At 59.8% G+C, this 14,019-nt stretch carries 13 protein-coding genes; 9 read left to right on the top strand and 4 right to left on the bottom strand.

What is annotated here, in order from left to right; translation table 11 throughout:
- Positions 1-167: 167 nt before the first annotated feature.
- Positions 168-1,715 (bottom strand): vWA domain-containing protein, encoded by a 1,548-nt coding sequence (locus tag RH91_RS03800; RefSeq protein ID WP_010161222.1) that lies wholly within the window; start codon positions 1,713-1,715, stop codon positions 168-170.
- 265 nt (positions 1,716-1,980) lie between these two features.
- On the opposite strand from RH91_RS03800, the gene rtcR reads away from it, so the two are divergent.
- From rtcR to RH91_RS03785, 3 genes are all read left to right on the top strand, one after another.
- Complete coding sequence (gene rtcR, locus RH91_RS03795) at positions 1,981-3,564, top strand: RNA repair transcriptional activator RtcR (RefSeq protein WP_029623584.1); 1,584 nt, start codon at positions 1,981-1,983, stop codon at positions 3,562-3,564.
- A 74-nt stretch (positions 3,565-3,638) separates the two neighbouring features.
- Positions 3,639-3,845, top strand: coding sequence for a hypothetical protein (locus RH91_RS03790; RefSeq protein ID WP_010161219.1), 207 nt, complete (start codon positions 3,639-3,641; stop codon positions 3,843-3,845).
- Between the two features lie 381 nt (positions 3,846-4,226).
- Positions 4,227-5,267 carry a hypothetical protein gene (locus RH91_RS03785; protein WP_010161218.1) on the top strand — a complete coding sequence of 347 codons (1,041 nt, stop codon included), beginning with the start codon at positions 4,227-4,229 and terminating at the stop codon, positions 5,265-5,267.
- Between the two features lie 459 nt (positions 5,268-5,726).
- Here RH91_RS03785 and RH91_RS22215 read toward each other — a convergent pair whose 3' ends face one another.
- The gene (locus RH91_RS22215; protein ID WP_232283403.1) at positions 5,727-6,218 is read right to left on the bottom strand and encodes a hypothetical protein; all 492 of its coding nucleotides are present in this window, start codon (positions 6,216-6,218) and stop codon (positions 5,727-5,729) included.
- A gap of 621 nt (positions 6,219-6,839) precedes the next feature.
- On the opposite strand from RH91_RS22215, the gene RH91_RS03780 reads away from it, so the two are divergent.
- The 5 genes from RH91_RS03780 to RH91_RS03760 all read left to right on the top strand — a co-directional run bounded on the left by RH91_RS03780 (position 6,840) and on the right by RH91_RS03760 (position 11,222).
- Positions 6,840-7,445, top strand: a complete 606-nt coding sequence (locus RH91_RS03780; protein ID WP_010161217.1) for a hypothetical protein — start codon at positions 6,840-6,842, stop codon at positions 7,443-7,445.
- Positions 7,446-7,495: 50 nt separating this feature from the next.
- Positions 7,496-7,978 (top strand): ion channel, encoded by a 483-nt coding sequence (locus RH91_RS21210; protein ID WP_157136847.1) that lies wholly within the window; start codon positions 7,496-7,498, stop codon positions 7,976-7,978.
- A 249-nt stretch (positions 7,979-8,227) separates the two neighbouring features.
- Complete coding sequence (locus tag RH91_RS03770) at positions 8,228-9,646, top strand: hypothetical protein (RefSeq protein WP_157136846.1); 1,419 nt, start codon at positions 8,228-8,230, stop codon at positions 9,644-9,646.
- Between the two features lie 356 nt (positions 9,647-10,002).
- Positions 10,003-10,554: a hypothetical protein gene (locus RH91_RS03765; RefSeq protein WP_010161214.1), complete on the top strand. Its 552-nt coding sequence runs from the start codon at positions 10,003-10,005 to the stop codon at positions 10,552-10,554.
- Positions 10,554-11,222, top strand: a complete 669-nt coding sequence (locus RH91_RS03760; protein ID WP_029623583.1) for a hypothetical protein — start codon at positions 10,554-10,556, stop codon at positions 11,220-11,222. Before RH91_RS03765 ends, RH91_RS03760 begins: the two co-directional genes overlap by 1 nt.
- Before the next feature lie 195 nt (positions 11,223-11,417).
- Here RH91_RS03760 and RH91_RS03755 read toward each other — a convergent pair whose 3' ends face one another.
- The gene (locus RH91_RS03755; RefSeq protein ID WP_010161213.1) at positions 11,418-11,795 is read right to left on the bottom strand and encodes a low molecular weight protein tyrosine phosphatase family protein; all 378 of its coding nucleotides are present in this window, start codon (positions 11,793-11,795) and stop codon (positions 11,418-11,420) included.
- An 8-nt stretch (positions 11,796-11,803) separates the two neighbouring features.
- Positions 11,804-12,577 carry a phytanoyl-CoA dioxygenase family protein gene (locus RH91_RS03750; protein ID WP_010161212.1) on the bottom strand — a complete coding sequence of 258 codons (774 nt, stop codon included), beginning with the start codon at positions 12,575-12,577 and terminating at the stop codon, positions 11,804-11,806.
- A 136-nt stretch (positions 12,578-12,713) separates the two neighbouring features.
- Here RH91_RS03750 and RH91_RS03745 point away from each other — a divergent pair, with 136 nt between their 5' ends.
- Positions 12,714-13,655, top strand: coding sequence for a lysozyme inhibitor LprI family protein (locus RH91_RS03745; protein ID WP_010161211.1), 942 nt, complete (start codon positions 12,714-12,716; stop codon positions 13,653-13,655).
- Positions 13,656-14,019 lie beyond the last annotated feature (364 nt).

Here is a 14,019-nt window from a genome sequence, read left to right as displayed (position 1 = left end):
TTCTGGCCGTGGCGACGAGTGGTGGCGAGACGCGGTCCTTAAGCTACGTTCCAGCGGCGGGATTCGAACCCGCATCTCCTTCGCACCATCACTGGCACTCGGGCGCTTTACTCGTCGGACCTCAGGTGGAGGATGTAGTCCCACCGGCATTCGCCACGGCCAATTTTTCATACCTCCGTGTGCTCGATGATGCCGACCCAGTCGCGCGTTTCGCCGCGGGCGAACTTCGCGATCGTGTCGAACACCGCGTCGGAAAAACCTCCGACATTGAGGATCTCTGCCCGGCCCGACGCTTGCGTCGTGCCGTGCGGTTGGATGTCGATGCAGACCAGCTTCGCCGCCGGGTTACGCCGGACGATCCTGTTCCACTCGCGCATCGTCTGCGTCGCGCCGCCCTGCACCGCATCCATCCAAGACTGGTTGTCCGAGACGATCACGACCAGGTCGACCGCGGCCCGTTCCGCATTCAACTTGGCCAGCGGCGCCGAGACATTCGTCCCGCCACCGCCGACCGCCGCCAGCTTTGCGGTGTTCACCGCGAGCCGGGCATGCGGATCGAGCGTGATGCCCACGACCTTCTCCTCGAACGGCAGGACGCGCGCCTCGCGGTTGGTCCGCAGCATCGCCGCCGCGACCAGGGCCGCGACATCGTTGCAACTGACCTTCGACGTGGCGCCCTTGCGGAACCCCGTCGCCGGCGAGGCCATCGACCCCGACACGTCGGGGCAGACGACCACTCGCCCCGCCACGCTCGGCACGGTCGAGACCGAGGCCTCGAGCGCAGTCTCGAGCGCCGCCTGTACCTTGAGCGGCACGCCCTCACCTGCCGACCCCAGCGCCACCATCAACTGGTACGGCAGCACACGCGCCTTGCCGATCGCCGCCGAGTCCGACAGCCGCGCGGCCACCGCATCTGTAACTCCCGACACACCGAACGCGCCGTTGCGAGCCAGCGTGTTGAGGTTCATCCGCAGCGCCTGCCAGCCCATGCTGCGCGCCAGCTCGCCCCACTGTTCCGCCGTCAACGGAAACGCGGTGAGCCATTCGAACGGCACCGGCGGCAGGACGCCCGAAGGGTCCCGCTTCCACGCCTCGAACGCCGCGATCGCGACCGGAAGCGCCGCAACATCGTACGGCTTCCCGATCAGCCAACCGTAGAAAGCGCGCCGCTCGTCCGTTGCCGGCTTTGGGCGCACCATCCGCACGATGTCGGCGAGCGATGGGTCGTTGCCCGTTGCAGCCGCCATCAGGTCGCGCATCGAGGCCGTCTCGAGCCAGGTCTGCACCAGCCGCTTCGGCCGCGTGCCGAGCGACGTCCGCCCGACCTGCCCCGATCGCATGATCTGCACGAACGTGCGCAGCATCCGCCCGGTATCGATTACGCGCCCGAACACCACGACCGCGAGGTCTGGGTCGGCCAGCGTCAGATAGGCGCAGAGCAAGGCCGGCATGTCCTTCATCGTTCCGGCCTCGCGGGCATAGATTGCCGCCTTGGCGACGAAGAGCGGATCGACCGCCTTCGCAGCTTCGATCGTCTCGGCCAGATGCGTCTCGGCCGATGCGTAGACGCTGTCCGACAGCGTTCCCGTTGCCGCCAGCTGCGCAAGCCGGGCCTGCGGGCCATACGCATAGGCCGGCGCGAATTCGCGGTTCACGCTGTCGGTTGCCGGCAGCAGCTTGGCGATCGCCGATGCGAAGAGGCTCTTGTTTGCCATCTCAAATCCTTTGCGGTTCCGGGGTGATCGGCCCATTCCGATCACCCCTGCCGCGCCGTCCCGCTGGCCATGTTCGAGCACCAGCGGGACGTGTCATGCTACGCAACCTGCGTGCCAGTTGAGTCTGGCCAGAACTACATTCCAAACAAGCACTTGTATTTGCTGATCTATTTTTGCAATCATCAGCCGGGCACAAACAGATCGGTTGCAGGAGAGGCATTGAGATCGTATCGGATGGGATAGCATTTTATCCCATAGGATCATCATGAAGCCACTCGTCGCGATCGGATTTCTCGGATCCACGTTAGACTCGGGGAAATTTGGTCCATCGCGCTGGAACAAGTGGCGGCCGTCGGTCGGCCTATGCATGCATGAGGATCTGCGGATCGACCGCTTCGTGCTGCTGCACGGCACGTCCCACGGGCGGCTGGCGGAATATGTCGCGGACGACATCACCTCGATATCACCGGAGACACATGTCGATCGGCGCGTGATTGACTTCGCCAATGCCTGGGATTTCGAGGAAGTGTACGGCAAGCTGCTCGACTTCGCGCGCGCCTATCCGTTCGATCCCGATGCCGAGGATTATCTCGTGCACATCACCACCGGCACGCACGTCGCGCAGATTTGTCTCTTCCTGCTGACCGAAGCGCATTACCTGCCGGGCCGGTTGATCCAGACCCAGCCGCAGCGCGGATTCCCGTCGAGCGCGCCTGGCAGCTGGGATATCATCGACCTCGATCTGTCGCGCTATGACAGCATCGCGACGCGCTTCGCCGCGGTTGCCGCCGAGAGTACCTCTTTCCTGAAATCCGGGATCGATACGCGCAACCCTGCCTTCAACCGGATGATCGACGATATCGAGCAGGTTGCGGTGCGCTCCAAGGCACCGGTGTTGCTGATGGGGCCGACCGGCGCGGGCAAGAGTCAGCTGGCGCGACGGATCTACGAACTCAAGCGCCTCAAGCATCAGGTGCGCGGACCGTTCGTCGAAGTGAATTGCGCTACTCTCAAGGGCGACGGTGCGATGTCCGCTCTGTTCGGCCATAAAAAGGGCGCGTTCACCGGCGCGGCGGCCGACCGGCCGGGCCTGCTGCGCACCGCCGATACCGGCACGCTCTTCCTGGACGAGATCGGCGAACTCGGGCTCGACGAGCAGGCGATGATCCTGCGCGCGATTGAGGACAAGCGCTTCCTGCCCGTCGGTGCCGACAAGGAGGCAGTGAGCGATTTCCAACTGATCGCCGGCACCAACCGCGATCTTGGCCATTGCGTTCGACAAGGCACGTTCCGCGATGATCTTTACGCGCGGCTCAATCTATGGACCTTCACCCTTCCCGGCCTGCGCGACCGTCGCGAGGATATCGCACCCAATCTCGACTACGAACTCGACCGCTTCGCCGAGCGAGAAGGCACGCGCGTGACCTTCAACAAGGAGGCGCGTGACCGCTTTCTCGCCTTCGCCTGCGCGCCGGATGCCGAGTGGCGTGGCAATTTTCGCGATCTCGCGTCGAGCGTGACGCGGATGGCGACGTTCAGCCCGAAAGGCCGGATCGATCTCGACGGCGTCGAGGCGGAGATCGCGCGGCTGAAGCGCGCATGGGCGCAGGGTGAGGCGACCGACGATGACCTTGCCGCTGTCCTTTCGGCCGAACAGCGTGACGCGCTCGATCCGTTCGATCGCGTACAGCTGGCCCATGTTCTCGATACGTGTCGGAAGAGCAGGTCGCTTTCCGAGGCGGGACGTACCTTGTTCGCGGCCTCCCGCACGCGCAGGGCATCCTCCAATGACGCGGATCGATTGCGCAAATATCTGGCGCGCTTCGATCTTTCCTGGGCTGATCTGTGATGAGTGCGAAGCAGCCGATTGCTACCGGATCATTCGGGTAGTCGGGCTTTGAGAATGCCACTGTGGAGTGGGAAATGACGGTGAAACCTGCACTGCACTTCGTCGGATTTCGAGGTGACGAGTTTCTCTCGGCCGTGCGCATCTGGGGCATGCCGGACTTTATTCATCCGGGCTGGGATCGCTGGGCCCAGCAGGAAATCCATCCTACCGACACCGTGATCTTTGCCAGCGGCACGGAGACAGACCCGTTCGCGCGGTTCAACTATCCGCATCGGAGTTAGCGCTCATATCACCAATGTATCGACGGGTCGACAATTGGCCCATCTGCGGCAGGTGTTGATTCATAGCAGATCGCCGACGGTATATGCTCCGCCGCTTTTCGGACTGCTCTCGACAGCGAAGAACGACGAGAAGAGGGCGCACTGCTGCCGGACCGCTCGACGAACGGAAATGTCGGGTTTCGGCAGGAGCGGCCATTCCCGCGCTTGTCGGGGAACGACCTGAGTTGGTCGCGAACTGCCGCGATGCCCTCCTTCGGCAAGACCCAATTGCGGTCACTAAGCGCCGTCTCAGCGCTACCCGGAACCGGACATTGGTTCACCTAATGGGCGCTCTGCTGGCAATGGGTAGCTTGCCGATCACGGTGCGCCTATCCTGGTGGAATGCGCGTCAGGTCGATCGAACTCTATCTCTTGCCGTCACTGACCGAGGTACTCGGCGGCGAACCGTTAGTTCTGATCGACGCGCCTGGGCGGCGCGCCTTCCTGGCGAAGGATGGCGGCGAAGCTAGGATTCATGTGGCGCGCCGCGCGGCATGCGGCGTCATGCTAGCGTCCTCGCTTATGGGCAGTACTCCCGGCCGTAGCCCGCGCGAGCGTTTTGACGAGGTGGCCAGCAGTCCGGGCGCAAGACTCGCGCCGATGGGCGACGGCATCCTGCTGGTGATAGATTGTGAGGCGGACGAGCCGGATCGCGATCCGCAGAACGTGATCGACCTAGGCGAATTCGCTATCTCCGTGGGGCCGAGCGACTCTCCGCTACGTGAAGCGGTAGTTTCAGCTAGGAATACGGCATTGGCGGCCCTCTCTCTGTCAGCATTCCGAGGTGTAACCGACGACGGACGGTCGCTGGGGTCTGTCGACATGATCTATCACGTCGAGGACCAGCGGCCATTCTACGTGGTGGAGGTCAAAGGCGGGTTCACTATGACGTCGAAGTCGGCGCTCCTGCCGGAGCAGGCGGCGGAGGCGGTACAATTAAGTTCAGCACTTGATGGGGCGGCGAAGGGGCTGCGGCATGTGCCTCGGCTACTGGCCCAATCGGACGGGCAGCGGCTGAATCCGCTCAACTCCTTCATTTCCGCTTGGGCCGGTCTCGAGATTCTCATTGTGTCGAGCTTCTCAGGATATGAGTCGATGTTCTCGACTGCATTGAATGAGGCTTTGTCCCCAGCCGCGGCAGGCGTTGCGGAACGGATGCGGGACGTGATGAAGGACAAGTATCGCCTTGCCGACAAGTTTTCCATCATGGCGAGTGTGCTCGATCCGGAGATGGCTGACGAGGATGTGGAAGCGTTCAATAACCTAAAGAAGGTGCGCGACGTGTTCTTCCATACCTTGACTAGTTCGCCGGCGGATCTGCCGGCAGACGCGACGCGTCAAATGCTGCGGAAGTTCCTCAGACTTCACCTACGAAACATGTGATGCTCCGGGCGCCGTCAGCCTGCCTTAAATATTCCGTTACGATGGTTTTGACCAAACGGTTTTGAAAGAAGCGCTACCTGGCATCAAAGGCAAGCGGCTCGTTCGCTACGACGCCCCACAACCGGTCATTCGCGCCGCTCCTGCGCTGTCCTAAACCTGCCGCTCATTCATCAACACGCCGCTTTAACACTTATGACACGCCGTGTGCGTCCAACCAGGCGAGCGTTGCGGGCATATGGCCTTTCACGGCTTGCGCCCAAACCGTGCCGTTTTCGCCTTTCGTGAGAGGATCTGCTCCTGCATCCAGCAGAATGGGCGCAACGTGGTCGTCGTCAGTGGATGAAAAGGGCCTAATACAATCCTCATCATGTGCGTCGGATTTTCATCACGCGCGAGTAAAGGCCGTGCGAGTTTAGGTCAATCTCCGCCGATGAGGGCAGTCCAGCCGACACTGTCATGTCAGTCAAAACACGATTTGTTCTGAAATTCGTCTTTACCAATTTGTGTGAACCGAAGCCCGTCAAACGAGTACAGCCGTGTCCTGCACGTAGTGAATGCGATGTTGCCCCATTTAGCGGTGAAGAGCCGACTTTTGGGATCTGTGATGATCTGAACACCCGGATACTCCTCGCGGCCTACCGGAAATTCGACGATATGGCCGCTACGAACATCACCAATTAAATTCAATGTGCAACTCGACCCGCAGCCAATTTGAATTACGGTGTAATGACCCGCGGCAATAGCATTTGCGGCGAAGCCCTCCCGGATTCGTGTCCGCATCTTAGCGAATCTAGCGCCGTCGCCTGCGAAGTTCGGCTGTGCTCTCACGCCAACGTAAACTGGCACCGCGTACTTCGGAAAGTCGATCGACTGAGATCCAGCTGGTGTCGCTATGGTCATCAGCAGACTCAATGCGACAGCCAAAGCTTTGATTTCAAACCTCAATTTCATCCCCTACGATTTTTATGAGCCGATGGATACCGGATCAACGGCATGATACAATCACCTGCTTGTGTTCGTTTAACATGATTGGCGTGAGCGGTACTCTCGGGCTGCGTTGCGCTAGCCCAGAACGACAATGACTGGAGGCAAGCCGACGGGCTGCTCGCGGTGGCGAAGACCCAGTTGTGGATATTCAGGAGCAAGTTAGCGCTTCCCGAAAGCAGTCATTCGTTCACGTGGGTTTTGGCCTTGTTCCGGGGACGAGTATTTTACCCTTAAGAACGACTTGAACTGTGACAAAGCTGTCATGCCTAGGCCGGCGTCAGCCGGTCGGCTTTCAGACTGAAACTGGACGGCCACCGACCATGACGCAACTGTCTGTGTCTGGGCCTGTCGTGGCAAAGGACCACTGAAGAGGCGGTTTCCAGCCAAATGGATCCATGGCCGGCTGGAAAGGCTGACCGCGTCGGACTTGAACATACCGTCCCCGGCGGATATGCTCTCTGCGGCACTGACCGGGAGGTCCCCGCCGGCCTCGCGCGCAGCGGCAGCTCCACAACACTTAACGGGTCCGCTTAGAACCGGACGGACAGAAGGTGGCCCGGCCAGTCGCCGCAATGCGGGGATTGTATGAAGAAGGTCGTCCTAGACTTCCACCACAAAGAATTTGAAGATCTTTCCGATCGTTCGATCCGGCAATTCATGCGTAAGGTCGCTACCGCCGTCCGGCACGCCCAACTGCGACAGCTTAACAGTTTCATCTTCGCACAAGATGTCGACTATTCGGTCAAACGATCAATCGCCGATCGTCTTAAAAATGCGAGCCGGGACGCCCCAGCTTTCTACGTTGAGAAAATCGAGAAAGGATCGCTGACTGCCGTGTTTACGGTGGGTGCGGTCATACTCGCGGCACTCGTGCGCGAGCCGGCCATCGACTTAGTCGATGACGAGGCTCGCCGAAGGACCTTGCTAAAGAACTTAAAGCGCTACGTTAAGCGCGACTGGGCCCCAGATCTCGCGCAGGCCTTGGCCGATCAGTTGGAGGGGAGTGAGCTCGGCAGCCACGTCGTCGCCGACCGCGTCCGCGTTAAAGAGAAGACCTTGAAGTTCATCGTCGAGGTGAAGCTCATCACCGAGAGGGACGAGGACGACGCTCCCAGACCCGCCGAAACCCTGGAGACGGTCGAGCGCGCTATCAGTCAAAGACTCGAAGACCTCGACCGAGACGGAATGTAACGGGGGTGATAAAGCGAAAAAACAGCCCAATGGCATGTAGGCTCGTGTCCTTGGGTACGATCACGATCGTGGCGGCAGCTATCTCGGCCTTGCTCCACACTGTTTTCCAGTTCGGCGACTACCTAACGCTGATGCCAAGCCTGCTTGTCATACTGGTTGCCCATCAAGTCTTTGTTGGTGAGGTCGCTCGAAGTGGAATGAGGAAGACGGCGGCAGGGAGGTGGATTGGCCTCTTCTATTTCGGAGTGTTCCTCTGCATTCTGATAGCAGCCTACGGATACATTTTCTCACAGATTGGACTACACGATAGTGGTAGTTGCGCGTGCCAGACGCAAAATCTTGGCACCGGAGTCTTCTTCTCTGTCATAACATGGACGACCGTGGGGTATGGCGACATCACTGCTACGGCACCCATCGCCCGTTTCTTCGCCGCGGCGGAGGCGCTCAACGGCTACTTGGTGCTAGCCCTCTTTGTCGCTGCGCTTGTTCCTGTGTTCCAGCAGCTGCTGCAAGGTGGCCCCAAGACTGACTGAGCTAGCCAAATCAGCTAAGCGCCGAATGTTGGGTTTCAGAACGCGCGGTCGTTGATGCCAAGGTCGCGGAAGGTCACATGTTGGTCGACTGACGACGTATGGATGACCGAAAAACGAAATTCACCCGCCTCGGGCGCTCCCCAGAACCCGCCATTCGTTCATGTCGCTTGCAAGGTGGATAGATGCAGACGTGTGTCCACGTTGTCCCTACAGCGTAGGAGTATAACGCAGCTGCTGCTGGAGGTCGAGATGGGAGAGCAGACTTGGATCTACGTTCCCGAGAAGGGAGCGAGCGACGATAGCGAGCGCGCCGACTGGACCGGACGGATCTGGTCTGAAGGGGAGCAGACGGTACGCTGGCAGTTCGAGGTGATCCGCCTCACGGAGCCTCGGACCATCTATGACCAGGGTGTGTTTCAGGGCGCGCTTCCTGTGTCAGTGCTTGTTGACCATCAGCGCCCTGCCACGCTCGTTCGCCCAATCGCTTTCCTTGTCGATCCTGGTAAGTCGGGAACGAAGCATCCCTACCTCCGGACGAGACTGACCGGCTCATTCCAAGCGCTGCTTACGGGCCGGGCCGTCGCGGATGAGAACGAACCAATATTCGTCGGCATGGGTATGGAATCGGAAACCTTTGCCGCTTGGTATGGCGGCCGGTCGTTCGATGACACGGTCGGCGAGGACCATCGCACGACCTCGATCGAGATCCGCAAACCGGAGGAAGAGTTAGTCGTCGTTCCGGGCTTGGGTAAAGTTACTGCCGTCCGGAGTCCCTTCGTTCAGCGCGGCCATGCGTCGAGCGAAGTTCGGACGAGAACGGTCCTACGTATCACCTTCGATCAGCCCAGGTCCCTGAGCGAGGCTCTCGACCTCTGCCTTGGCGTTGAGCTCCTGTTCGGCTTCCTGACCGGCTTCAGACCGAAGTTCCCGATGTTCCATCTGTGGGGGGCGGGAACAGAAGGCAATGAACGCGTACCGCAGGACGCCGAGCTCGAACTGGGAGGAGTCAGCTTCCGGCCCGACAAGCTACCGCACTTTCTGGAACGCATGCACATGAAGGGTCGGGATGCCGCCGGTCTGAAAGAGGTGTTGGAGGTTTACGCCGCCAACCAATTTGACATTCCAACCCGGATCGCCGCTGTCCAGATTGGACGTTGGTTCGGCGGCACCCTGAACGAGAGATTCGCCTCCGTGATGCCGGTTCTTGAGGAGCTCTTGAAAGCCCGGTTCAAGTCCGGCGAGGAAACGAGCTACCTTGCGTCGGAGCAGGCGTTCTTTGACTATGTGGACGCTGCCGAGGATCCGGCGGTAGGCGAGTTCGCCCGCAAGCACCTTGAGGTAAAAAACAAAAAGTCGCCGGGGCTCCCGACGTTGATCACGCGCGCGATCAAAGTTCTGAATGATGCGGGCTTTGAGTTCGGCGCTGACCTTCCGAAGCGGATCAACAAGCGTCGCGCTAGCATGTTTCACTCGTCTCCGTTGATCGACGGGGGCGACGTGCAGGCCTTCTACGAGGAGGCCTCCTCGGCCACTGCCATGCTGACACTCCTCACTTTACGCGACCTCGGAGTAGACCTCGCCCCCCTGTCGGGCCACTATCCAAGCATGAGAGACTTAAGTCAGTTCATGAAGCATCCGAATTCGTCTGGGCCAATTAGGGAGACCTGATTAGGGGCAGACTGCTGACCAAAGATTTTCGGCATCGTATCGCCGGTGCAGGGCCTAACACGCAGGGCAGATATCCCCCGACCTCCGCGTTCATTCATCGTTCCAGCATGACCCATTTGCGGTTATTCACAGCTGGCTTGCAGCTCCGCAGTTTCATGCCCGCCAAGATTGCGGCCGTGGAGAGTGACCTCGGGCTGGTGGCTGTTCGCCGCCGATTGGAGCCATCGCGGCCGTAATGAGCTTACAAACCTAGCCTGAATAACGCAACGCTTCATGACAATTCAGCTCCCCAGGCTCTTGATTACGCTACCTACAAGATGTTGGATGATGCACAACGAGAGAAAGGGGGGAGCTTCATGGCAATCAGTGACGAAGAGGCGAACCAAGTGATCGCCGCGATCGAGCAAGCGCTTCCGCAGGAGTCTCTGGAACCTGGCCGCGACGCGATCGCCGACTTCCTGCAGCAATGGCACGCTGAGATCGAGGCCGGCCGTCCGATCGACCGCAAACTCAAGGTCGCTGAAAGTCCTGGGCTGGACGAGCTCGCGGGCGTGCCGCGCGCGCGCGCTAGCTCGACGGGGGAGTTCGTCGGCAAGAAGGATTATCGTCCCACCGAACGGCTCGACCTCTTGCTTGAAGCACTTGGATTGTCCTTCGTCGCGCCACCGATGATGGCGGCTCGTTTCTTGGAGACGGTAGAACGGTATCGCGTCGACGAGGCGAACGAAAACCCTGCGACGATCTCCTTGGCGCCAACGGGGGAGGTCGGGAATCCGGCGTTGCAACTGGATCGTGCAACGATCGATCAAGCCACTGAGGCGGTCATCCCGCTTTCACGGGTGCTTGACGAGCTCTCGCGCGAGACCGGCATTCGCGATCGTCTTACCGACGTCGAGGAGAAGGCCTAATGCCGCTCCGTCCCGGTTTATGGACCGAGATTGCCAACGCCCTTGGTTTTGCGACTAGCGCGAATCTGTCGGCGTCATCCGACGGCGCCGACCTTTACGAGTGCTATGTCTGGTCGCTGGTGCTCGAAGCAGCCCGTCAGGAGGGGGCAACGATCCGCCTGCTCGATCGTCAAGGTCGATCAGCAAGAAGCTTTTGGTTTCGAACGTCACCGTCCTCGATCTTTTCGGTGGCGCACGACTACTGCCACGCGGAGCTCCATTTCCCAGGGCGCCCAACGCTCGAGGCTCACATAGGAATCTACGTATCGGGCAAATCAAGGGTAAATCACGAATGTGACGTTGCCATCGTGTTCAAGGACGAGGCTGACACCTGCCGCCGTGAGAGCGTACATCCGAGATCCAGTAAGGTCCTGCTTGCGATAGAATGTAAATATTATCTAAGTAGCAGCCTGGGTGTAAATCTCGGTCGCTCGTTCTTGGGGCTTATCGATGATATATATACTAAGGGACGGTTCTTCGTTTCAACCCAGAACACGGGATCGGTCGACCGGCTTTTATCTCGGCATAACAAGGAGTACGAGATTGGTCTGTCGCCAATGACACCCGCGCTCGAGGTCCGGCTACGCGGTTCGTTCGAGAAGCTCTTTCGCAACTTCAAGGCCGCGTGAGGCCACGGCCGGAAGCTCGCCGCTGTAAGTCTAACAACATACATTTTATTTTAAGAAAATACTTACGAGCAGTGTGTGTATTACCGGTTTGGTCGAGGCACGTCTTCCGATGCGGCGCGGACACCGATAGAACCTATCTCGACCTAATAGGCGACACTCAGACCGGCCTACTTGCTTCCCGAAAACCGCCGCTCATTAATGTTCCAATTTTGACCGCTTCTCGGTTGCCATCGGGCGGGCGGGTAGGTGCCTGCTCACCTTCGTCTCGAGCAGCCGGACCAGCTCCGGCTGCATGAACGCAAAATTGTCCGGCACATCGAGGAAAATCACGCGCTTGCCTGTCAGAGCTGCCCGAAAATGACGCTGCAGCTTGCTCCGATGCGCCTTCTCCATAACGAAGATCAGGTCGGCCCAGCTGACCAGTTCAGCCGTGAGCGGGTTCTCGGCATCATGGTTGGTCCCGGCGGAGTCTACCTCGAGATCTTCCCGACGCGAGAACACCTGCTCGGCGGTAGGGCTTCGCAGCTTGTTCTGGCTACAAACGAACAGGACCGTTCGGACGCGCGCGCTCAATCTCCCACCTATATGCCGTGCCAGGCGAGTGGGTGTGGCGCGGCATCAGCCGAATAATCGACCTGGAGCACACGACGGCGGCGTGGGGGATCGGCAGCCAGAGAGGCGTGTACGATCGGGGTAGCGTAGAGCCAAACGTCGCCGCGTTCGGCTAGACAGAGCCGCTCGCCGGATGTAGCCACCACGCCCTGCACTTCGGCTTCACTCAAGCGACCGAGCCGGTGCGAACCAGGAACGATGCGCAACGGAGCGTTGTTCGCATCCACTTGATCTAGGTGCACGCGCAAAGTCACCATGCGCTCGAGGATATCAAAAGGCGGCTCGACTTGAATCAAGCCCGATTTCACCGTCCACGGCCCGAACCCGTCAGCGTCAGTCCGCTCCCTTACCACGATTGTGCGGTCCTGATGCCAGCCGAGCGCCCAGTTCCGCTCCGACGTCTTGTCGAACAGGATCGCTCGAACCGGAAGAGCCTCGGGTCCTAGCGCAGCGGCTGCTATCGCACCGATCGGTCCAGCAGATTCGAGAAACGTCTTTAGATGCCGTCCCTCTACGATCCGCACGCCGGGAACGTTGGTTGGAAGGGCGGCCAAGGCCGCCTCAAGGCGGATAAGCACGGCTTCATCCAGCGCTTGGGCAAAGAGTTCGGCCCCGTCCCGGTACAAATCGAGTTCGACGGTCTGATCAAATCTCGCAAGCATGCGGATAAAGGTAGCGGAGACCTCTGTCGTGGTCGACCTCTCGAGGACTACGACAGCGGTGACCCAATGCCGGACGTTCACCGCCTTGGTTGGTCGCTTACAAACCGGACACTCATTCAGAATGGGTCCCGGCGGTAGCTGGGCGCTCTTCGTCAGCCGACGCATCGGAAAAAAAGAACTTGTTGGTGCCCTGGCAAACGGGCCCTACCCTGAGGGCATGGCACGGGACAAGCTGGCCGAAATCGCGGGCGTGCGGATGCGCGGAAAAGGGCTTGGCCACTCGCGAGGCATGAGCGAGATCACGGCGCTTGTGGACGGCTGGAACGGCGCCGCTTTCCGAGCTCCGCATCAGTTTATCGTCATCAGGCTGGTGACGATCCTCGAGGTCTTCACGAGGGAGTGGGCCGCCAACATAATTGACGCCGGTGATCCCTATGCGACGCGCGGCGCGGACTTGGTCAAGGGCACGCTCAAGATCGACTTTGCGCTCGCGCGGGCACTCGTCGGCAAAGAAGTATCTCTTGGCGAACTCGTGTCGCACGAGGTTCCGATCAACGGCGTCGGTGACATCGAGCGCGTTTTTTCTAGGCTGATGGACACACCGCTTTTCAGCCATCTTCAGGGTGTCGTAGACCGCTGGGCGGTGGGAATCGAGGGTAGGCAGTCGACACCGATCATGCCCAATCCCGACAAAGTTCGCACGGATCTGGCCGGACTGTTCGAGCAACGGCACATCTTCGTGCATGAGCTGCCAGAGCAACAGGACGTCGAGGGCGGGATTCTGGACGAATATATCCTCTCGACTTCGCAATTCGTGAATGCGGCTGACGAAGCATTTAATACTCTGCTGTACGGCGAATACCCCATCACTCAAGTCGAGATGAACGCCGCAGCAGCGGCGGATGCGGCGAGGGTGAACGACGAACTCATCGTGATCCTGGGGGATTTCGATCCGAGCGGAGAAGATTTGGACCTTCGCGCTAGTCAGGCGGCGTGGGAAGCCTATCGTGATAGGCAGGCTGAATACCGCTCTGGAATAAATCACCCCGGCCACGGCAGCATTGCACCGCTGCTCTACAGCTCCGAGGTTGAGAAGCTTACGCGTGAGCGTGTCGAACTGCTAAAGTGGTATCGGAATCGCGAGGAGGGCGATATGTGATGTGTCGGATCGCGGTCGGGATGCGCCGCCCATCTGGCTCACCGGCGCGCCGTGCCGACGCCCATCCGGCCCTTACATGCGGTCAACCTGCCTTTTAAAGGCCGGGTCGGAGCACCTTTCGATACGACGACCCATTTTCCGCCAATCACCAGCAGCTTTTTTATTCCCAACTTCGGTCGTTTGTTAATGTAGGCCATCCGTGCCAACGGCACCGCGTGGAATGGCGAGAAGTGGGACCGTCTTGCCGTTCGACAGCGACGGGCGGACCGTCAGCTTTTGTCTTTACCAAACATTCAGTGTTCGCCTGAGTGGCAGCTTATTGCCTGTTCTTCCGAGAAGCTGACCAAACGAAGCGCATACTGGT

It is taken from the genome of Sphingomonas sp. PAMC 26617, assembly GCF_000242835.1.
Lineage (GTDB): Bacteria > Pseudomonadota > Alphaproteobacteria > Sphingomonadales > Sphingomonadaceae > Sphingomonas.
This window is presented reverse-complemented; position numbering and strand designations above follow the sequence as displayed.